Source organism: Prevotella fusca JCM 17724 (assembly GCF_001262015.1).
GTDB lineage: Bacteria > Bacteroidota > Bacteroidia > Bacteroidales > Bacteroidaceae > Prevotella > Prevotella fusca.
In genome coordinates, this window is the sequence record NZ_CP012075.1 from 213,698 (window position 1) to 234,968 (window position 21,271).

Sequence of the window (21,271 nt, forward strand, 5' to 3'; positions counted from 1 at the left end):
TTTACTTGTCTACTCGTTTACTCGTCAACTTATTTAATATCGTCGTATGCACGGATAGCCTGAAGGAAACGTGCATTGATGTCATCGAAGGTGTATAGTCCATCAGCATTCTGGCTGAGACCTTTCAGTTTCAGAGAGAAAACCTGTGGAGCATGCTGGAGGTCGAGTAGGGACATCTGTTTAAGCTGGTCAGTGCTCTGATATACAAGGTTTATGGCTATATAAGCCTTTCCTGCAGCGTCAACCCACTTCTCAAACACAAGTTTAGAGCCGATAGGGGTCTTTTTCTCGATAGAGTTAGGTAGTGAATACTCTTCAACACCAAGTGCTGCATCTACGCTTGCAATGTTTGAATCGTGTCCACAGAGGAATGTAAACTTGCGGTCTTTGGCATTCAGCTCGTCGTACATATACTGCAGAAGTGGGTGAGCCACGTTTACAGCCACGATCGGAGCTGTGAAAAGTACATCACCATATACGTCCTTTACCTTTGCAATCTTCGTCCATTCGTCAAGTGTGAGTTTATGTCCGAAGCCTGCTTTTATGGCGTCAGGCTCTTCATAATACTGAAGAATAAACGCATCAGAGGCCGAGTTAGCATTCTTCAAAGACCCCTTCATGCCTGGTTCCTGGTTGAGTTCGAGCGTAATCCGGGTGTCATTATTAACGAAATCCTTTACTTCACCTTTCTTGTAGTATTCGCTCTGCTTCAAATCCAAAACCTTGGCAATGATGTCGTAGCTGTCGTTCAAACCCTTGTTTATTCCAACGAGTCCTTCCTTGCCACCCATGGCATTGATCTGCTTCATAGCCTCGGTACGGAAAGCCTCAGTGCTCTTGGTGAGACGTGGGAAGAATACAGGGTCCATCTTTGATGGTACGTAGCGGTGGTTTACACGCAGATTGGCTACAGGCATAAAGCCACCAGAGAAGTATTGTGCTGTGGCAATACAACGCTGCATGGAATTGGCATAGAGGCTCACCTCGTCAATTGTCGGTACATGATTATCCTTGAACAATCCTGCATCGATGGTCCATTTACGGAAGAACTGTCCCATCTCTGTCTCAAGGACACCACCTCTGAGTGTTAGTTCGCTGGCAGCTGATGACCAGTCAGTCCACTCGTGAGGAGTCATCTTGCTCAATGTAGAACCATTGGTAGACAGCGGTGAGCGTATGTTATGACGAGAGAGGATGACGACTTCTTTCAACTTATATTTTCCTTTGAAAGCATCAGAACGTTGAAGCTGCGCCTGTGCCAATGATGGGCAAACGATAGTCAGCACCAGAAGGATGAAGAGTGAATTAAGTTTTCTCATTGTAGCTGTGTTTTAGGTTTATGTTTGATTTTAGTTCAAAATTCACAATTATGATTGCCAGTGTTTGCTATAAAGGAGGGAGACGATCTGTCAGTAGTTAGTTGCTGATATGAATTCCGCAGTTAGCAACGATAGTAATCATAATTATGAATTTTGAGATATGAGTTTATTGGTGTCCGATAAAACTTCCCCATACAATATGGCTATCAGTGTCTTACTATATATTCTATAGTGAGAATAATAAACTTCTCTTCCCATCTTCAGCCGATGTGTTGTTGTCCAGCACAAGTGGTGTTGTTGGTAAACACCAATGGTGTCGAGTGCTGAACATCTTGCTGTATGTTGTCGGTGTAGAAGCAACTTGTTGTCAGAAAAGAGTTAGTATTGCCATAAGCAAATACGCCTTATTTTATTAAAAGGCTTACTTTCCCAAATCCAATGCGATATTGTCTGTTTAATATAGATTCCGCATTGGAGCGTATGCTATTCAAGTTTTATCGGACAGCATTGTTATGAATTATGAATTCACAAGAGTAATCATAATTATTAATTATGAAAGTTCTTTAGAATTTAATCTGCAGACGTGTCTCAAGGATAGAGAATGTGTTGTCGTTGAATGCAGAATTCTCTGTTGCACGTGTGATAGAGCCACGTACACGCCAGATCATGTACTTGTTCAGATAGTAGTTGAAGGTCAATGACCAGTCGCTGACCTTACCACCATAAATATTGGCATCCTTGTCAGTTAATAATATAGATTCCGCATTGGAGCGTATGCTATTCAAGTTTTATCGGACAGCAATGTTATGAATTATGAATTCACAAGAGTAATCATAATTATTAATTATGAAAGTTCTTTAGAATTTAATCTGCAGACGTGTCTCAAGGATAGAGAATGTGTTGTCGTTGAATGCAGAATTCTCTGTTGCACGTGTGATAGAGCCACGTACACGCCAGATCATGTACTTGTTCAGATAGTAGTTGAAGGTCAATGACCAGTCGCTGACCTTACCACCATAAATATTGGCATCCTTGTCAGTTAATGTTGAATAGTTGTAAGATGCAACAACCTCCATTGAGCCTGGGTCTGGGGTAGCAATACCAGCATTGGCCTTGGTGTATGTATAACCCTGACCGTTGAGCAGATAGCGTACGTTACCGTATGCACCCCATGCGCTATAGTTTGGCAAGGCGTTTTCACGCTTGATGCCAACATAGAAGTACTGTGCCTCAAGACCGAAGTTTCCACAAGCGTAGTTCATTTCTGGAGAGAACTTCCACAGTGCGGTAGCGTCAGTGATGGTTGCCTCCTGTGCCGATACGCTTGCAATACGTGTTGGGAATGGAGCCTTCAATGTGTATGACTTGTGGCTGATAGCAGCATTCTTGTTGTAACGTGGTGACTCGTAAGCACCGCTGATGCCAACGTGGAAAATGTTTCCGCGTTCTGTCATAGGACGCCATACCAGTCGTGTCATTGCACCCCATGCCTCATTGCCGAGCTTGTCAGAAGTCATCTTCATGGCATCATTCTCTGCAAAAACAGATGCTGTGGCGTGGAATTTCTCGCCAGCGTGAACGTACATGGCACCAAGCAGACGGCTGTTGAAGAAAGCCTGACTTGCCAGAGGCTCTTCCATTGAAATCTTGAAACTTGATGATGTACCACTCTGCAGACCATACTGATGGACGAAGTAACCCATACGGACCAGGTTCTCCTTATCGAAGTTATAGTCGATGTTGATGTCCTTCAGAGAAAGATTCTGGCGAGCATAGCCAACATCAATCTTTGCTTTCCACTTTCCGTATGTTGCGCCTAAGCCGACACGGAAGTCTGGAATGGCAACACCATCATTGAGTTTGTCATTGAGTGCATCGTCTGTTGAGTGCATCACACCTGCATCCATAAGGATACGACCAGATGGTTTAACAATCAACTTCGTCTCATCTTCCTGAGCGAAGGCACCTACGCAAACCATCAATCCGCAGGTTGCAATAAGGATAATTCTTTTCATAGACGTATGTATATTATCTATATTAATATTAGGTTTTTTCTTTTTTGAGTTATGAAGTTAAGAGAGTTGTAAAGAGTTAAGCAACTACTTCAGATGTGAATACAGACCATTTGGAAACAAAGCTGCTGTTTTAGCTTTCCTTGCCCGTGCTTAACTCCTTGAGATTAGTTTGATGCCTTGAAAGTACTCTTGGCAACCTTGCCCTCCTTCTGCAGCTTAGCAAATTCTTTCTTTGCTTTTGCCAACTGCTCCTGGAATGCTGGGTCAGCATGGAGGCGTGCTACAACTGCTGCACTTACGATGCGTGCTGCATCCACATCACTCTGCCAGTGATAACCGCAGATGACACGGCTCTGTCCCATCTGGTAACCACGTTCAAGGATTTCATTCTGACGGTCAATGTTGATTTCAGCGAGTACGAGAGCTGTAGCCCAACCGATTGCTGTATGACCGGACGGGAAAGAACCGTTGGTTGACAGTTCCTGCTGCTGCTCTGGGTTACAGGTCATTTCCTTATAGAAAGCAAATGGACGAACACGCATATAGTGATTCTTTGCACTACGTGTTGCCAGGTCACCTGCATCCTCACGCATGTTCAGCACGAGCTTATAGATTTCTGGAGTTGTCTCTTTGCTGATTTTTATACCGAATGCCTCTGAGAAAGCGTTAGGAACACCGTCACCACCTACACGTGCGTCTGATGCTGCCTGGTCGCCACGAGGAGTGTTGCGTTGCATCTTACCCCACTGGTACTGTGCTTCATCATATAAGAATTGTATGCTGCCAGGCTGTGGAGGAGCTGGAAGAAGGTCGAGTGAACTTGCCTGCTGGCCGTCCTGAAGGAAGAAGAGGTCAGGTTTCGTACGGACATCTTTGATTTTCGTTGCAGCTGTCTGTGCGAAAGTGGTTACTGAAAACATTGCCAGCAAACCGACTAATAAGGTTTTCTTTGTCATTGGTTGATTTTTTTAAGTTATATAAAGCTGTTTAATTCTAAGCAAGATAGTTATTTGTTGTTGCAAAGGTAGGAAAATGTTGGCTATAAAATAGTTGCATCCTGTTATTTACACGAAATAATAGGATGCAACTATTGTTAACTTGCTGATTTTCAAAGATTAGCTTTATTCTGATAATTTTAAGATATAATGCACTATACTTGCCGGATTTTGCCTGCAATATTCTGTGAGAGCAGTGTTGTTGTCGCCGATTTTGCTATGATAGAGCCGACTGACAACAGGGTTAAGGTTTCCGTAGATACCTAACATGCCCGGTAGGAGTGTGCGCTTTACACGGGGCATTGCCAATAGCAATATAAGCACACGTACCTGCTGGCTGCTGGCTGCCGTGAAATGAAATATTCCCTCACACACCTCTTTGTCAGTAGCAACAAACTTCTTGAAAAAGAGGTCTGAAGTTTCAGATATGCGGTCTGTAATATTTCGGGTGGCTGATTCAATGTCGGCGAAGAGCTTTGAGTTGAACTTCTTCATTCGTCGCTCCTCGTTCTCCTGTATGACACTATCGTGCACGGATGTATATTCCTGCATGAGCTGCTGCAGTGTTTTCAATTGTTGAATCTGCGTCATCCGGTCATCGATTGTCTGCAACAGACGGAGAAGGACTATGCGGTCACGGTTGTAGACATCTTTTTCTATTGACTGCAATTCATCCAGCAAGGCTTTTGTCATCAACTCATACCCTTCCTGCTGTTGCAGATAATTGATGCTGTCGGATATGTAGTTACGGATGGTCTTCAATCCTTCTGGTGTAAAGATATTCTCGTATTGTGTTTTGACAGCGATAAAGTCAGTATATACTTCTGCCATCGGGCGCAGCTTGCATTCATTAATAATATATTGGATGCGCTCTTTCATTCCGTCATTCAACCCCTTCAGCACAAGTGTATCCTGGGTTGAACGATGAAACTTCTCAAGTCGTTCCTTCAACTCCTGTATATGGTTGATCCATACCTCATTCCTTCGGCATTGTTCTATGATGACTTCAATCTTGTCAGTATTGCGTGCTTCTTCTGATTCATGTATCAGTATGTCACGTTCGTAGACCTCGAACTGCTGAATACGCCCTATCTGTTCGTTCAGGTATTTTACCATTTGGAGGGCTGTGTCTCTGTTCAGTTGGGCGATACGGGTTGATAGTGTCTTAAACTGTTCGTTGTTGGCATGCAGGCTTTGTGAGCTGATGTTAATACTGTCAATCTCATCGCCGATGCTGTCTATGGCATTGCGTTCGGCTTTAGTCAGCCTGTTCTTTAAGGTATCCAAGGCTGCCAGACGACGGTGAAGGTCGTCTTTGCTCATCTGAAGCTGGCGGTATGTCAATGTCCGATGACGGCGATAACTGATGAAAATGATACAGATGATGAAGATGACTGTGAATATGACGATACCGATAAGCTGCAGGCTGGGTACCTTGTCATCAAAGGTAACCCACTTGGTTGCATCTTCCTTCCCGGGTTCCAACTGCAGAATGCCGAGGTCGGAACCGATATGCAAGGTGTTGTTGTGTACAAATCCTGCCTGTGCATTGAAGTGAATGTCTGCAAAGAGACTGCCGCAATCAATCAGACGACCGTTTTTTATCTTGTACTTGTGTATGCCAGCTTCCGGTATAGTGTAGACAACGCTGTCATTGATGCAGAACATCCTGCTGCATCCATCGGCTCTGACAGAGTCTGAACCTTGAATCTGCAGGTGGTGGTTGGTGAGCAGGAGCAGGTGAGGATGTTGCTGACCGTAAGTAAGCAGGCTGCTGATAAACACCTTGTTCTGTGTTCCTGCAACACTCTGTATCTGTTTGTCATTCTCTACGAACACACCATGATTGAGCGTGGCTATATATATGTCTTCGCTGTTCTGTGTCTGATGGAAAGCCGTTGCATATTTGTTGTTCATCGCACTCACGGTGTCGGTCTTGTTGTTTTTCAAGTCGATAGACAGCAAATAGTCCTGTACACCAAGCAGTATTCTGCCCTGTGGGGCTTGAAGTGCCATTGACGTGATGCGTGTCTTGGGCTGTGCGAGTACATCCGGGCGCGCGAAGAGCTGATTGGTGAGGTAGTGGTTGCCGACGGTCAGTCTGCAAAGCTGGTTGTTGGTGTTGTAGTAATAAATGTCATCCCCTTTGGCATACATCTCTTTTGGGAGCTCGTCATTTTCAAAGTCGTATATCTTGGTTGCTGTTTGCTCTCCGGCTTTTTGGCGAAACAGTTCATGTCGGTTGTTTACATAGAAGAAGTCGTTGCCTGCCGAACATGCAGCAATGACTGGCGGATTGGCATTGAAGAAGCCGAGATGGTGGGGGATACGCCATACTGCATTCTTTGTGAGGAGAATGGAAAATCCATTTCCATCATCGGGAATGGATATCTTGTGCGGATTATCTGGAATGTTGTTTCTTAAAGGAATACTGACAAAACGCTCTAAGTTATCAGACAGCAGGATGCTTGATGCGGTTATGAAATAGTGTGTGGCACCTGCTTTGTAGAATGATAGTACGGGTTGGGGTAGTGGAAATGTCTTGGCATTGTTTCCGTCAAGCTGTTCTATTGTAAGCTGTTTGTCAGAAAGGATATGTAGTTTACCATCATAGATGGCAACGTTGCGTATGTTCTCACCTTTGTGACGGAGTGCTGTCTTTTGTGAAACTAAGTTTATACTTGCCAGTCCAGCCTGTGTTGCTGCAAATAGCCACTGATCTCCCGCATGACAAAGCTGGTTCACCAGAAAAGGTTTTCCCTCCTGGTCAGTGCAGCTGCCATTAGTAGGATAAACTGCTTTGAGTCCTTGCTGCCGGTAATCGAGCGGCATGGAGAAGAGACCCTGGGAAGTGGCAACAAGCAGACTGCTGTCTATGATGTCAATGTCATAGGGGGAATATCGGTTGCCTTTGCATGGTATGTTAAATGTCGCCTCATGGATGAGCGTGTCACCAACCATATTCCATAGTTGTAGTCCTTCATTACGTGCAGCAATCCATATCCTGTTTGTGCGGAGCGGGTCGCGTTCAATGTCATAGATGCGGTCCAACCCGGTATAAAAGCGTTTTCGGTTTTGTCCCTTGACATGCCATACAACACCCGTCTCACCCCCGATCCAATATCCATTCTTGTCAGTGGATAGGGCAGACAGCCGTTCATCGTAGTGGAATTCCCTCTCCGATAGCGACCTGGAAGCTGTTGTTTCCTTGCAGCTCGTGACGACAAGTAGTAATAACGTGCAGAACCAACCCACAAGAAGAAGGCTCTTGTTCCTTTTATTGTCTTTTATAGCCATTAGTTTCTTCTTTGTTTGCAAAGATAATGATTTCTTTGTTTATAAACTGCAAATCATGGTTGATACTTTTCCTTGTAATCCGTTTTTTCGTCTTGCCAGTAATAGTTCTGGGTCTTCAGGAATTTGGAGTGATAGTGTTTAATATCTGATTATCAATAACATTTATAATTTATATACTTTTATATCCCCTTTGTTTACTGATATTAAAGAATACAAAGTACTAATTTAAAGGTTACGAAAGTTGTTGTTGTATCACATGGGTTATACACGCTACAAAACGCTTATAATGAACTATTTACAAATTTTCTTTACTAACAAGTGGCATAAAGGACATCATCGCATCACTCCAAATTCCGGAAGAGCCATAGTTCTGGTAGGGTAGGAGCTGCGCTTTTCACGATAATCGCTTGTCTTTCATCGCTCGGTTTGGTATCCATGTGTTTGCACGTAAGCCTGTAGCGTGGCTGTTTATAGGGGGGGCTTTCCGTTAAATGCGTAGACGCCTCTACGCATATACATGGATATAGCCTCAAAGTGAAGTGTTCTTCATTTCTAAATCCATATCATTGAGACAACAAGGCTTTTATCTAAATTTGCAACTGTTCGCTTGTACCCTGTGAGATACAAAAGAAATACATTGGAAATATCTTGACAATTGTGCAGCTGTCAGGCTCAAAAAGACGTGCAAAAATGACAGATTTCAGCAACGTTGTAACCTACAGTGAATCAGATGTTTGTACAGTCTTGTTTCAAAAGGGCGTTAGTTAGGGTTCAAAAGGGCGTTAGTTGGACCTCAAAAGGGCATCTATTGCAAGCCAATTGGGCGTCTTTTCAAAGCCAGAAGAGCATCAGTTTGATTTCACGTTTTGAAATATTTGTACAAAAACGTTGTTTGGGTCACTATAAAGATACATAATGACAGCTTTTATACAAGCCGCTTCACCTATGAGTTGACCGATATGTGTGTCATTTCAGTTTGCGCCCCGACTTCTCTTGATGTCAGACCGTTGGACTTCAACAGTATGGCAGGCACGGCAAAGCATACGGAAGGCATGGCTCTTGCCATGGCGTAAGCCCTCTTCCAACTGTAGATGCTCTTTGTCTGTCAGGTCTATAACTTTAATCTTTCCGATAGTTGTATTGATTGTGTTACAATACTGATTTGCAGGAGTTTATAATAAAGACGGGGACAGTTGAAAAAGTCAACTGTCCCCGTCTTTGTTTTTCATCAGCCTAAAGAAACTACTGCAAATTCTTCTTACTTCCTGGAAAAGCTATCGCTGTTCTTCCCCGTTCCAGAATTCCCAGCTTGCGAAAGCCTGCAGAAGAAGCATCTCAAGCCCATTCTTTACAACTGCGCCACGTTCGCGACCTTTTGCCATGAACAGTGTTTCGTCCGGGTTGTAAAGCAGGTCATAAAGAAGTGTATGGCCGTCCATAGCCTCATAAGGGAGGGCAGGACATACCTCTGTGTTCGGATACATGCCAAGCGGGGTGCAGTTGATGATGACATTATACTCTCGGATTAACTTCGGGGTAATCTCATCATAGGTCAAAGTATCAGACCGCTTCGTGCGAGATACGAACTTCGTTTCCAATCCGAGCGACTTCAATCCATAGTTGATTGCCTTTGAAGCACCGCCAGTGCCGAGGATAAGAGCCTTCTTATGATGCCGTTCAAGCAGAGGTTCAATGCTGCGGGTAAAACCAATCACATCACTGTTGAAGCCTTTTAACAGTGTCTTGTTGCCCTTGTGTGTGACACGGATAACATTCACGGCACCAATGGCTTTTGCTTCTGGGCTGAGACTGTCAAGGTAGGGGATGACCTGTTCCTTGTAGGGGATGGTCACATTCAGTCCACGCAGTTCGGGGTTGGAGTCGACAACCTCGATAAAATTATCTATTGATGGGATTTCGAAATTGATGTATCGAGCATTAATGTGCTCGTTATCAAACTTCTCGTTGAAGTATCCAATAGAAAAAGAATGCCCCAATGGGTAGCCAATAAGTCCGTATTTGTCCATATCTTAACCTTGTTCTATAAATTATTTTTCTGCAAAATACATCGTACAGATACCGAAAGTCAGTCGGCGGAAAGAGCTTTTCGCAAAGCCTGCCTTATGAAATATCTCCATCATCCGTTCGCCCTGTGGGAATGCCTCGACCGTCTTGTTGAGATATTCGTAAGCGCTTTTATCCTTGGAAATGAATTTTGCGTAGTTGAGCAGCACTGTGTTGGAATAAATGCGGAAGAGCTGTTTCATTGGGAAACTGACAGGTGTGGTCAGTTCGACAATGCTAAGATGTCCGCCTTTCTTCAGCACACGGCAGATTTCGGCAAGCCCTTTGTCGAGGTTTTGGAAGTTGCGGATACCAAATGCCGCAGTCACAGCATCGAAAGTGTAGTCAGGAAAAGAAAGGTTGAGGCAGTCCTCCTTCTGGAAGGAAATCACCTCGCTAAGTCCGGCTGCTTTCACCTTTTCACGGCCGATAGCCATCATACCTTCAGAAATATCTGCACCGATAAGTTGTTCTGGTTTCAGCTCATTGGCGGCAAGAATGGCAAAGTCACCAGTTCCTGTGGCTATGTCAAGCATCTTCTTGGGACGGAACGGCAACAGCTGGCGGATAGCTTTCTTTCGCCATCCTTTGTCAATGTTTCCTGAGAGACGGTGGTTCAGTGTGTCGTAAGTCGGAGCGATATTGTCAAACATCTCTGCTATGAGTTTGCCTTTCTCGCCATCTCCGTCATAGGGTTTTATCTTCTCCTGGTCGTACATTGTCTTGTTTTGTTCATGATTCATAAACCTAAATTCATAATTATGATTACCATCTTTGGATATAGCACAAGTATTGTGGTAATATCAGATTAGATGTTTGTCAGTGAATAATATTAATCAAAATTATGAATTCAGGATTATGAATTTTGTATTTGTCTTTTACTTCCTTGAAGCCAGATACTGCTTTACGTTCTTCTCAATACGTGCAGCAATGTCGCCTTCTTCAACAGCCTTGTCAAATTTCTCGCCAGTGATATGCTCGTAAAGCTCAATGTAACGGTCGCTGACGCTTTCTGCATATTCATCTGTTATTTCAGGCATTGTCTGTCCCGGCTCGTTCATGAAGTTGTGTTCAATCAGCCACTGGCGGAGGAACTCCTTTGAAAGCTGCTTCTGTGGCTCGCCCTTTTCAAGTTTCTCCTCATAGCCTTCAGCATAGAAGTAGCGGCTTGAGTCAGGGGTGTGAATCTCATCAATGAGATAGCACTGACCGTCACGCTTGCCGAACTCATACTTTGTATCAACGAGTATCAGCCCCTGCTTTGCGGCAATTTCCTGACCACGCGCAAAGAGTTTGCGGGTCCAGTCCTCAATGATTGCATAATCTTCTGCAGAAACGATACCCTGCTTGATAATCTCTTCCTTGGAGATATTCATGTCGTGACCCTCGTCAGCCTTGGTTGTTGGGGTTACAATCGGCTCTGGGAAACGTTCGTTCTCACGCATGCCGTCAGGGAGCTTCACGCCACAGAGTTCACGGCAGCCATCCTTATATGCGCGCCATGCAGATCCCGTAAGGATAGAGCGGATAATCATTTCAACACGAAAGCCTTCACACTTCAGACCAACAGTTACCATTGGGTCGGGAGTAGCCAACTTCCAGTTAGGACAGATGTCGGTTGTCTGGTCAAGGAACTTGGCTGCAATCTGGTTCAAAACCTGTCCTTTGAACGGTATTCCTTTTGGCAGGACGACATCGAATGCAGAGATTCGGTCGGTAGCTACCATGACGATAAGATCGTCGTTGATGTCATACACATCACGTACTTTGCCGTGATACACACTCTTCTGTCCATCAAAATGGAATTCAGTCTTTGTTAATGCTTTCATTGTTTTTATGTTTATAGAGTCCTATCTCTTGTCCGCCTTATCGTATGCCTCGTAGGCGTTCACGATACGCGTAACTAACTTGTGCCTTACAATGTCTTTCTTGTCAAGATTGATAACAGAGATGCCATCCACGCCGCCTAAGATAGAAAGAGCTTCTTTCAGTCCGCTCTTTTCAGCATGCGGAAGGTCAATCTGTGTCAGGTCACCTGTTATGATCATCTTCGTGTTCCAGCCCATACGTGTGAGGAACATACGGATTTGTGCAGGTGTAGTGTTCTGTGCTTCATCAAGAATGACAACTGCATCGCTCAGTGTCCGTCCTCGCATGAAAGCCAATGGGGCAATCTGGATTATATGCTTGTCCATCATGTCCTGCAGTTTGACGGCGGGAATCATATCCTCTAAAGCATCATAAAGCGGTTGCAAATAAGGGTCAATCTTGTCCTTCATATCGCCCGGAAGGAAGCCGAGTTTCTCGCCAGCTTCAACAGCCGGACGCGAAAGGATAATCTTCTTTGCAGCCTTCTCCTTGAGTGCCTTTACCGCCAAGGCAATGCTAAGATAAGTCTTACCTGTTCCCGCAGGACCAACGGCAAATATCATGTCGCTCTTCTCAAAGGCATCAATGAGCTGCTGTTGATTCTCCGACCTACCTTTGATGGGCCTGCCCGATACGGAATAAACAAGGACGTCCTTTACCGCATCTGCTTTGGTCTTCCGACCTTTCACGATATCAAGGATGTCCTCTTCTGTAATGGTGTTATACCGTTCCACATGCTTGCGCATGGTTTCAATGTCTTCTTCAATCTTTACCATCTCTTCTTCATCTCCTAAGATACGGATAACGTTGTCTCTTGCAACTATCCTCAGCTTGGGAAAGAGCGACTTTATCATCTGGAGGTGACCGTTGCCAACTCCATAGAAGACCACCGGGTCTATGTCTTCAAGAACTATATGCTTTTCTATCAACTTTGTCTGCTTTATATTTGTTCGCAAAGTTACTATAAAATAGTGATACTTGCAAATTATTCTTAATTCATAATTCGCAATCATCAAAAACTTATTACCTTTGTATCAATGAAACGAAAAAGAAAGATAACAAAGAAGCGTTTTCTCTTGGGCTTCATCTCCATAACCCTTTTTTTAGCTGTCGTAAGAATACTGTTTCCATCCATAGCTCACGATAGGATAGTGGTGTTGTGTAAAACGGAAAGTGACAGTACTAAAGTAGTGGAAACTTCTGACTCCGTAAAAGTTAAGTCGCAGTCTACCACTGGTCAGATGCAGCTGTCTCATTTCTTCAGGGCAGACGGCTCTTTGAAGAAGAACAGGATTATCGGAGTAAGGGATTATGATGAGAGCTTCCCCGACTCCCAGTCGCAACAGTTGGAGGCAGCCTTGCGCTATGGCGTGAAACCAGTTGCCGACCGTGCTGGTGCGGAGAAGTGCAAGAGTGGGCTGGTTTATATAGGTAGTAATCCTTATTATAAAATGAAGAAACTGAACAGCAGCGTGCCTTATCTTGTGCCGCGTGCGGCTGTTTTGCTTCAGGACATTGCCCGTAACTTCATGGATAGTCTGCAGACAAAGGGTGTACCAGTAAACAAGCTGCTGGTGTCAAGCGTGCTGAGAACGAAGGAAGATGTTGAGAAACTTCGTCAGCACAACCATAACGCAACAGAGAACAGCTGTCATTTATATGGTACAACCTTTGATATAGCATACAATAAGTATGCCTCTGTTTCCCGCCCGGTAAGGGATGATACACTCAAGTGGGTGTTAAGCGAAGTGCTGAACGACCTACGTTCGCAAGGACGCTGCTTTATCAAGTACGAAAAGCGTCAAGGCTGCTTCCATATTACAGTAAGATGATGAGCGGTTTGGGCTAAACCCTATCTCCAGATAAAAGGCACAATGCAGTAAAATTGTCCGCAAAATACAGTTGCGATGTGTAATTTATGGTATGTGTATCAATATAATCATCAGATTATTTGGCTGTTAGAAAAAAAAGAAGTACTTTTGCAGCCGCTGTCACGAGATGGCAGCATTTAAATTCAAACCTTTAAATATTTATAAAATTTTATGGCAACAAAAATCAGATTGCAGCGCGGTGGTCGTAAGAACTATGCTTTCTACAGCATCGTAATCGCTGACGCTCGTGCACCACGTGATGGTAAGTTTACTGAGAAGATTGGTACTTATAACCCTAATACCAATCCAGCCACAGTAGATTTGAATTTTGATCGTGCTCTTTACTGGGTTGAGACAGGTGCTCAGCCAACAGACACTGCTCGCAACATCCTTAAGGGTGAGGGCGTTTACATGATGAAGCACCTCCGTGGTGGTGTTAAGAAGGGCGCATTCGACGAGGCTGCATGCCAGCAGAAGTTTGACGCTTGGAAGCAGGCTAAGGTCGCAGCTACAGAGGCTGTAGAGAAGCAGGTAACCGATGATAAGAAGAAGGCTGCTGCTCAGAACCTTGAGGCTGAGAAGAAGGTTAACGAAGCTATTGCTAAGAAGGTTGCAGACAAGAAGGCTGCTGCCGTTGCAGCAAAGGCTGAGGCTGAAGCAGCTCAGGCTGCTGAGGACACTGCCGCTGAGGCTCCTGCAGAGGAGGCGCCAGCTGAGGCTTAATCCTTCGTACCGTTAAAGTATAAGTCCATAGACTCTCCATGAGTTTATGGACTTTTTTGTTTTTAGCCCTTTGTGAAGCCATAGTCCTTTAAGGTTCAGTTAGGAAAAGATGGAGCACTGGCATTGAAAACTGGTGATAGTCTGTGTTGATTCAGTTATGCTATCTTGTTCTTTGCATGCGTTATGGAACAAGGTTTTACCGCTGAAAATCTTGAAATATGCTTACATGATTTGCTGTTGTTTCTGCTCGAAAGGTAGAAAAAGGGTTCTTCCGTTAAATGCGTAGATTGGAAACGGAATAAAGGCTTATACGCTTGCATGGTATGACTATCCAAAATTAGATGGTCTTACAAGGGGGGGATAAACTACAGAAAAGACAAATAAACACTTTGTCCATCCATTAGTATGCCTTTCCGTCTTCTACAAATCGTTCCCACACCAACCAATGTTTGTAAACTATTTTCACACACTTCAAAACCAATACATGGTCTTTTGGCTTCTAAAAGACGCCTAATTGACTTGCAATAGATGCCCTTTTGAGGTCTAACTAACGCCCTTTTGAAGTCCAATTAAGCACCTTTTCTTGCACGACTTTATAACTAACTGATTTACTGTTGGTTGTGAACTTGCTTTTTACACGTGTTTTAGCCTTTATCTGCAGGCATTTTACCCTAAATTATGTCATGATTTTTCAATCTGCTGTCTGCGATTTTCAAAGTATTAAAATGAAAAGGTTTTCTGTGTCGGAGGATGATAACAAAGTAGACAGCCAAGACTGTCTTGGCTGTCTATTTGTATAATGCATAACTACGGTTCTTTTGTTGAAGCTATACGAAAAGTGTCCACGCATTTAACGGAAGAGCCAGAAAAAAGGGGAGTTAACTTGGTGTAATTATAACGGTCAGATGTACAGTTGGTTAAGAAGCAGGTGCTTAATAGGACTTCAATTAAGCCTTAGTAAGGTTTTAACTAAGCACCTATTGGATGTCAATTAGTGCTTAGTTAGACCGTAGTTTATCGTCAATTAATTTTCAGAAGTGGAATTATTTTGATATAATTCGTTCTGAAACAGATAGCAGACATTGTGTGAGTCGTTCTTTTCCCTTTTACAGGCGATGTTCTCTTGGGCGGGCATATAGGTCTTGCCTTACTCTCTTTTTATGTTCGTCGGTTACTCCATCATCTACCAAACAGCTTACCCAAACAATGCTCTGAGTGCTTCTTCCACCTTTCTTACAGAGTGAAGCTGTATGTTGTATTTGCCAGTCAGTCCCGAAAGGTTATACTTGGGGATAATGATGTTACTGAAACCTAACTTTTCAGCTTCGGCAATACGCTGTTCAATACGGCTGACCGGGCGTACTTCTCCACTCAATCCAACCTCACCGCACATACACCATCCCTGTTCAATCGGTGTGTCAACATTCGATGAAAGTACGGCAGCGATGACACTTAAATCCATTGCCATATCTGTCACACGAAGTCCCCCGGCGATGTTCAGGAACACGTCTTTCTGCATGAGTTTGAATCCTACACGTTTCTCTAATACTGCAAGCAACATGTTCAGTCGGCGTTGGTCGAAGCCTGTAGCGGAACGCTGAGGCGTACCGTATGCAGCTGATGATACAAGTGCCTGTGTCTCAACAAGGAAAGGGCGTACTCCTTCAATAGTACTTGAAATAGCTACTCCAGATAATCCTTCATGGTCTTCTGTCAGCAAAAGTTCCGAAGGATTGCTTACTTGACGCAGTCCCTGCTGTTCCATTTCATAGATACCAAGCTCTGAGGTAGAGCCAAAACGGTTCTTGATACTGCGAAGGATACGGTACATGTAATGTTGGTCGCCCTCAAACTGGATAACGGTATCAACGATATGTTCTAATATCTTTGGACCGGCAATACTACCCTCTTTATTGATGTGCCCGATGAGTATGACAGGTACGCCACTCGTCTTGGCAAACCGCAGCAGGGCTGATGCACATTCACGTACTTGTGTGATACTGCCCGGGCTGCTGTCTACATCTTCTGTTGAAATGGTCTGGATAGAATCCACAACAACCAGTTCTGGCTGAACGTCACGGATATGTTCAAAGATATGTTCCAAAGACGTTTCCGACAAGATGATGATGTTTTCAGCGATGTTCTTGGTGATTCGCTCGGCACGCATCTTTATCTGATGGGGGCTTTCCTCACCACTGACGTAGAGCACACGCTGTGTCATGTGAAGAATTGTCTGTAACGTAAGCGTACTTTTGCCGATGCCTGGTTCACCACCGAGCAATACAATGCTGCCTGGTACCAGACCGCCACCTAATACCCGGTTCAGTTCGCCATCGTGCATGTCGATACGTGGCTCATCATGAGAAGATATGTCACGCAGGCGTTGTGGCTTGTTTGCCAATGCTGAAACAGAGCCTCCCGATGCCGCATTACGCAGCGTTGTAGCAGCGTTGCGGGCAGCCTGTGAACCCGTATCAGCTGCGATTCGAATCTCCTTGAACGTGTTCCACTGCCCGCAGCTGGGGCACTTGCCAATCCATTTTGTACTTTCCTGTCCGCAGTTACTGCAGACAAAAGCTATCTTGTCCTTTGCCATAGTGAGACAAAAGTAGTAAGTTTTTTCTTAGTTACAAAATTTATTCTTAATTTTGCAACTATATGAAACGTATTAATTACATACTCATACTGGCTGTGTTTGCACTTGTCAGCTGCGGAAAGAGCGACAAGGAACTGCAGGCTGAACGACAGAACCGGAAGTTGGCGGAGCGTGAGGCTTACCAGAAGGCCTACAAGGTGGCAGTCATGCCGACGATGGACTGTCTTCCTGCTTATCTCTTGAAGGACAGCTTGTTGTATGATACTGCTAAAGTGGATGTCAGACTTTGCAGGTTTAATGCCCAGATGGATTGTGACACGGCGATGGCAGGTGGAAGTGTACAGGCAGCCTTTACTGACCTTGTTCGTACAGAACGGTTGAAGCATAAGCGTAAGGTGCTGATGCACTACCTTACAGATACGAACCTCAATTGGCAACTTATAGCTGACAAGGGGTCAAAGTTGAAGAAGCTGTCCGACCTCAGTGATAAGATAATTGCTATGACCCGATACTCGGCGACAGACCTTTTGAGTGATATGGTTGTGAAGAAGGCAAAGCCAAAGTACCAGGTGTTTCGTGTTCAGATAAATGATGTGTTTGTGCGATTGTCTATGTTGCAGAATCATGAAATTGATGCTTATTGGTTTGCAGAGCCGCAGGCTACAAAGGCTTTGATGGGTGATAATAATGCTATCTTCAGTTCGGCTGATGCAGGAGTACACCTTGGTGTGGTCGCAATAATGGATAAGAAGCGTCGTAATGAGGAGGAAGCTGCCTTTGCTGCAGCATACAATAAAGCCGTAGAACTGATTGACAAGAACGGTGTGAAGTATTATGCTGATCTGATTAAGAAGTATATGAAGGCTGATGATGCTACAGTACGCGCATTGCCTGACATCAAGTACACGAAAGTCGGACCACCACGAAAGGCTGACTTGCTCATGGCACGCAACTATCTTACGGGTGGTAAGTAAGAAGACAGAACTGAATAGTAATTTAAATAGGACAAGACCGTGAAGGTAGAGGAGATTCTTAGCAAAGCTATAAACTGTTTGATGGACAAAAGGTTGGATAATGCTATTGAAGCATTAGAGCAACTTTATTCGCAACGTCCATCGCTTATGGGGCACAGTGAGTTTGATACCATCAAGAGCGATTATCAACTGATGGTGGACTATATGGGGAGAGGTTTTGCTGATAATCAGCGAGAGTCGCTCTACAAGACTTTGCTACAGAGACTCTACAGAGTTGCTGCCGACCTTGAGATAAGCTGGCGTTGCAAGAATATCGGTGCTTATGTTGATGCTTTCAGGGTGAGTGATCGTCTGAATACAAACCATGATTTCGTTCGTACTGTACTTGAAACATATGTTTCAGATGTTGCCATGCTTTCGCTTCAACCTGAATCAACAAGGGAACAGAAGAAGGCAGATGTTTATGATCGACACCTGTTGTTTATAGGCCGTCTCTTCAATGCTTTATGGACATCCTGCCAATGGACGGATGATGACTGTCTGTTCTATACGGAGCTACTCCTGTCTCCGACGGTCGTGTCAAGCGATCAGCAGATTATAGTTAGTGCTATCAGTATTGGCGCAATGAACCAGTTTGACATCAACAAGTTCAAGACTCTCGTCAATGTTTACCGACAGGCTACGGATGAACATGTTCGCCAGCGTGCACTGGTAGGATGGGTGTTGTCAGTGTTCGAAGGTATGGATATCTTCCCAGAACAGGATGCTGTCGTCCGTGAACTCTGTACCAACCCGGCCACTACACGTGAGTTGCTGACCTTGCAGATACAGTTCTTCTACAGTCAGGACGCTGAGAAAGACAACGACAAGATACAGCGTGATATCATGCCCGATATTATGAGCAACTCCAATCTCACCATCGGGCGACTTGGCATCATAGAGAAAGAGGAAGATGCGCTTGAGAATATTCTTCATCAAGATGCTGAGGACAAACGCATGGAGCAGCTGGAAGAGAAGGTGCGCAAGATGATGGACATGCAGAAGCAAGGCTCTGACATCTACTTTGGAGGCTTCAGACAGATGAAACGGTTTCCATTCTTCAACGATATGGTAAGCTGGTTCACACCTTTCTATTTGGAACATCCCGCCTTACGCCCTACGATCAAGAATTTAGGTGACTCTCAGTTCCTGCATATTCTTATGGAAAAAGGCAACTTCTGTGAATCAGACAAGTACTCCTTTGCGCTTGCTTTAGAGCAAATAGTCAATCAGTTACCTGCAAATATTAAAGAAGTAATGGGGTCAGAAGCAGCTTTGGGACCACTGGCGGCATCTGATGAGCCACAGGATGCCATCAGTATACGTCGCACCTATCTGCAAGATCTGTATCGTTTCTTCCGTCTGTACCGTACAGCCAATGATTTTATTAATCCTTTTGAGGATACTGGTAAGGGTGATTTCATGGCAGACACGTTCTTTTTTACCTACAAAACGTTTATGGGAACGGGGCTTGATGATGTTAAACTGAGACTGGCATTACATCTGTACAAGCACCAGCAAATGTCCGAACTTGCCGACCTGCTCACTACTTTCCAAAGCAATGATGCTCGATATGCAATACTTATGGGCTATACGAATATTAGTGTTGGCAAGCCGGAATTCGCTTATCAGTTCTTTGATTATGCCCTGGAGGTCGAGCCAGACAATCAATGGGCATTGAAGGGAAAAGCACGGGCTGCACTTGACTGCCAGGATTACGGCACTGCTGAAGAAGTTTATGCACGGTTGTTGAAGCTGGAACCAAGTCAAAAAGGTTATACTATGAACCGTTGTGTGGCTCTCTTGAAATTAGGCAGGACAGGTGAAGTGCGTGATGAGTTGTTCCGTCTTGATTACGAATATCCCGATGATATGAATGTGAAGCGTGTCCTTGCTTGGGCGATGCTGTCAGACAAGAGTCTTGATAAAGCCGCACAGCTTTACGATACCCTCCTTGCAGAATCACCAGCTCATGAAGATTATCTCAATGGCGGTTACTGTCAGTGGGCAATGGGTAACATACAGCGTGCTGCTGATTTGTTCCGCGAATGGATGACAAAGAGTGGGAAAGGTCGTGACCAGCTACTGAAAGAGTTTCATAGTGATACTGACACTTTAAGCAGGTATGGTATTACGGAAACAGATTGTTTTCTGATGCTTAGCATGCTAGGATAGAAGTGGTATGTTGTCGGTACAGTGTATGCTGATTCCAGCATAGTGACACTAATGATTATCAGCGTTTCCTCAAATGCACTAATGACTTTTTCATAAAGTTTAAAGAGGCTTGTGAGAATGACTCTGTAGTATATGATTTGTTCTCAAAGGCAGAACAGGAATATAAGTCTTCATAAATTCAATTCTTGATAGAATGCTGCTACATGTAAGCCATCATATTTGTATAGACTTCTCTGTGGCAAATGCAGCCCTTTCTGTCGTTGTTCTTTGGCTTTGAATTATATTTACATAAATTTGCTGTGGTATATTTGGAAAGTTGAAGAAAACGGGGGTTCTGAATGCAATTTGTAACGTTCAGATAATCAGGTGGTTGTAAGGTGGTGCAAGAAAAGGTGCTTAGTTGGACTCCAAGTAAGCCTTAGTTAGTCCTCAATTAAGCACCTTTTGGAGGTCAAGTAAGGCTTAATTAGAACGCAAGTAAGCATCAATAAATTTTCTAAAGTGAGCTTATTTTTACAAATAAAACGTTAAGGGCTGTTTTGTGGGTGGCTTAACTTACGGATTGATGAAGCTGCTTTCTTCAATTATGGTGAGTGGCTGGAATGTAATCTTAGGCGGGTAAAGAAGAGTATCTTGGAAAGTTATCTCCGCAAACGAATAGAGGCAACCTTTACGCAATGGTAAAAGTTGCCTCTATTCGTTAACTTTCAAAGCAATTATTTTCCAGTCATTACACCTTCTATATATAGACGTGTCATTTCCACTTTTCCGTTAGTCCGTACGGTGATGCTCTTCTTGAAGTGTCCGGGGAACTTACCAGTACCATTGTATGTTACGTCAATGCTGCTTTTCTGACCGGGAGCGATAGGACGCTTGTCATAGTTTGGAACGGTGCAGCCACAGCTTGCTACTATCTGGTTGATGATCAGAGGAGCCTTTCCTACATTGGTAAAAGTGAATGTTGCCTTGTGCACAGGATTGTCTTCTGAGAATGTGCCGAAGTCGTAAGTAACTTTATCAAATTTGATTTCTGCCTGATTCTGTGCTACTGCGAATGTCAGTCCGAAAACCAACAGCAGTGTCATTAATAAGAACTTTTTCATGTCGTTTCTTTTTAATTGATATCTTTTATGTTTGATGCAAAAGTAATCAGAAAGTTTATGGTTGCATGATTTTTTCACAATTATTAAGGAGAAATCGTTTAATAATGTTCTTTATGGCAGTTGTTTTGATTGAAAAGCTACTTATATTCCCTTATATTTTCATGAGCTGTTTCCCATATTTCATTTAAAGTTCGTACCTTTGCAGGAGATTAACAGAACTTGGCAAATGGA

The 21,271-nt window shown here is 43.9% G+C and carries 14 protein-coding genes and 1 pseudogene; 4 read left to right on the forward strand and 11 right to left on the reverse strand.

Features of this window, described 5'->3' with window-relative positions:
* Positions 1-29 precede the first annotated feature (29 nt).
* The 9 genes and pseudogenes from ADJ77_RS08210 to ADJ77_RS08255 all read right to left on the reverse strand — a co-directional run bounded on the left by ADJ77_RS08210 (position 30) and on the right by ADJ77_RS08255 (position 12,488).
* On the reverse strand, positions 30-1,319 hold the full coding sequence (locus ADJ77_RS08210; RefSeq protein ID WP_025077458.1) for a histidine-type phosphatase: 1,290 nt from the start codon (positions 1,317-1,319) through the stop codon (positions 30-32).
* A gap of 563 nt (positions 1,320-1,882) precedes the next feature.
* Positions 1,883-2,068 (reverse strand): annotated as a pseudogene (locus ADJ77_RS08215) (ATPase); the annotation flags it as partial.
* A 108-nt stretch (positions 2,069-2,176) separates the two neighbouring features.
* The gene (locus ADJ77_RS08220) at positions 2,177-3,334 is read right to left on the reverse strand and encodes an OprO/OprP family phosphate-selective porin (RefSeq protein ID WP_025077460.1); all 1,158 of its coding nucleotides are present in this window, start codon (positions 3,332-3,334) and stop codon (positions 2,177-2,179) included.
* A gap of 164 nt (positions 3,335-3,498) precedes the next feature.
* Entirely contained in the window at positions 3,499-4,290 is a 792-nt protein-coding gene (locus tag ADJ77_RS08225; protein WP_025077461.1) for an acid phosphatase, read from the reverse strand.
* A gap of 165 nt (positions 4,291-4,455) precedes the next feature.
* On the reverse strand, positions 4,456-7,626 hold the full coding sequence (locus ADJ77_RS08230) for a coiled-coil domain-containing protein (protein WP_244148572.1): 3,171 nt from the start codon (positions 7,624-7,626) through the stop codon (positions 4,456-4,458).
* Positions 7,627-8,900: 1,274 nt separating this feature from the next.
* The gene (locus tag ADJ77_RS08240; protein WP_050696270.1) at positions 8,901-9,653 is read right to left on the reverse strand and encodes a shikimate dehydrogenase family protein; all 753 of its coding nucleotides are present in this window, start codon (positions 9,651-9,653) and stop codon (positions 8,901-8,903) included.
* 21 nt (positions 9,654-9,674) lie between these two features.
* Positions 9,675-10,409 (reverse strand): bifunctional demethylmenaquinone methyltransferase/2-methoxy-6-polyprenyl-1,4-benzoquinol methylase UbiE, encoded by a 735-nt coding sequence (gene ubiE / locus ADJ77_RS08245; protein WP_025077464.1) that lies wholly within the window; start codon positions 10,407-10,409, stop codon positions 9,675-9,677.
* 159 nt (positions 10,410-10,568) lie between these two features.
* Entirely contained in the window at positions 10,569-11,519 is a 951-nt protein-coding gene (locus tag ADJ77_RS08250) for a phosphoribosylaminoimidazolesuccinocarboxamide synthase (RefSeq protein WP_050696271.1), read from the reverse strand.
* Between the two features lie 21 nt (positions 11,520-11,540).
* Complete coding sequence (locus ADJ77_RS08255; protein ID WP_025077465.1) at positions 11,541-12,488, reverse strand: PhoH family protein; 948 nt, start codon at positions 12,486-12,488, stop codon at positions 11,541-11,543.
* A 108-nt stretch (positions 12,489-12,596) separates the two neighbouring features.
* Between ADJ77_RS08255 and ADJ77_RS08260 the strand changes: the two genes are divergently transcribed.
* Positions 12,597-13,391 (forward strand): DUF5715 family protein, encoded by a 795-nt coding sequence (locus tag ADJ77_RS08260; RefSeq protein ID WP_025077466.1) that lies wholly within the window; start codon positions 12,597-12,599, stop codon positions 13,389-13,391.
* A gap of 210 nt (positions 13,392-13,601) precedes the next feature.
* Entirely contained in the window at positions 13,602-14,153 is a 552-nt protein-coding gene (locus tag ADJ77_RS08265; RefSeq protein WP_025077467.1) for a 30S ribosomal protein S16, read from the forward strand.
* 1,195 nt (positions 14,154-15,348) lie between these two features.
* On the opposite strand, the gene radA is transcribed toward ADJ77_RS08265, so the two are convergent.
* Entirely contained in the window at positions 15,349-16,749 is a 1,401-nt protein-coding gene (gene radA / locus ADJ77_RS08270) for a DNA repair protein RadA (protein ID WP_050696272.1), read from the reverse strand.
* A 62-nt stretch (positions 16,750-16,811) separates the two neighbouring features.
* Here radA and ADJ77_RS08275 point away from each other — a divergent pair, with 62 nt between their 5' ends.
* A complete protein-coding gene (locus ADJ77_RS08275) occupies positions 16,812-17,723 on the forward strand; it encodes an ABC transporter substrate-binding protein (protein ID WP_025077468.1) in 912 nt (303 codons plus the stop codon).
* A 39-nt stretch (positions 17,724-17,762) separates the two neighbouring features.
* Positions 17,763-19,937, forward strand: coding sequence for a tetratricopeptide repeat protein (locus ADJ77_RS08280; RefSeq protein WP_208595993.1), 2,175 nt, complete (start codon positions 17,763-17,765; stop codon positions 19,935-19,937).
* A 716-nt stretch (positions 19,938-20,653) separates the two neighbouring features.
* Here the strand turns inward: ADJ77_RS08280 and ADJ77_RS08285 are convergent.
* Positions 20,654-21,040, reverse strand: a complete 387-nt coding sequence (locus ADJ77_RS08285; protein WP_025077469.1) for a DUF1573 domain-containing protein — start codon at positions 21,038-21,040, stop codon at positions 20,654-20,656.
* Between the last annotated feature and the right edge of the window lie 231 nt (positions 21,041-21,271).